Origin of the sequence: Desulfobacter latus (assembly GCF_013389365.1) — a bacterium.
In the GTDB taxonomy this organism is placed as follows: Bacteria; Desulfobacterota; Desulfobacteria; order Desulfobacterales; family Desulfobacteraceae; genus Desulfobacter; species Desulfobacter latus.
The window spans coordinates 1-1,056 of record NZ_JACADJ010000164.1 but is presented as its reverse complement, the minus strand read 5'-3'; the positions used below and the strand labels follow the sequence as shown (position 1 = coordinate 1,056).

Here is a 1,056-nt window from a genome sequence, read left to right as displayed (position 1 = left end):
ATGACACGGCATTAACCATGCCGGGTTGCCCCATTCAGAAATCCCCGGGTCAAAGGATGTTTAGCTCCTTACCGAGGCTTATCGCAGCTTTCCACGTCTTTCTTCTTCACTTGACACCAAGGCATCCGCCGTTTGCTCTTAGTAGCTTAGCCACTATTCCACAAATAAGTTTAAACGCTTTGATGTTTTTGAAAATTTTGTGAAATTCGGCGTTGCGGCACACGAATTTTAAAACGGCGTAGTCTACTACACCTTATTTAAAATTCGTGTTTGCGCCTTGAATTTCACTAAAATTTTCAAAAACATAATTTCCGAACGTATTAGATCATTCAAGCGCCATTTCACATATTTTCTTCAACATAGCCAGGTTCGACTGATTCATTAATCAATCTTACCTGTTTCAAGAAACTTGGGACAAAAATTAAAAGCAAGACAATTTTTCAACTCTTGTTTCTTGTTTCAAGTCTCTAGTTTCTTGATGATATTTACTACAACAAATTGTCAAAGAACAAAGAGAGTGCGGTTACTTTAATTCACCGGTTTGATCTCTCAAAGTTGGTCAGTGAATCCAAAAAAAGCTTTATATTTTAAACTGTAAACTTCAATACTCTTGTTTCTTGTATCTTGTTTCCAGTTTCTTGTTATCTTTCCTTTGAAAGGAGGTGATCCAGCCGCTGATTCCTCAACGGCTACCTTGTTACGACTTCACCCCAGTTATCGACCGTACCTTAGGCGCCTGCCCCTATAAATAGTTAGCCCAGCGACGTCGGGTATAATCAACTTCCATGGTGTGACGGGCGGTGTGTACAAGGCCCGGGAACATATTCACCGCGGCATGCTGATCCGCGATTACTAGCGATTCCAACTTCATGGGGTCGAGTTGCAGACCCCAATTCGGACTGAGATAGGCTTTTGGGATTCGCTCCTTCTTGCAAAGTCGCTGCCCTTTGTACCTACCATTGTAGCACGTGTGTAGCCCTGGATATAAGGGCCATGAGGACTTGACGTCATCCCCACCTTCCTCCCCGTTGACCGGGGCAGTCTCGCCAGAGTTCC

The 1,056-nt window shown here is 43.5% G+C and carries 2 rRNA genes; both read right to left on the bottom strand.

Annotated elements, in window-relative coordinates:
* Nucleotides 1-152: ribosomal RNA gene (locus HXW94_RS18775) — 23S ribosomal RNA — on the bottom strand; the annotation flags it as partial.
* A 503-nt stretch (nucleotides 153-655) separates the two neighbouring features.
* Nucleotides 656-1,056: ribosomal RNA gene (locus tag HXW94_RS18770) — 16S ribosomal RNA — on the bottom strand; the annotation flags it as partial.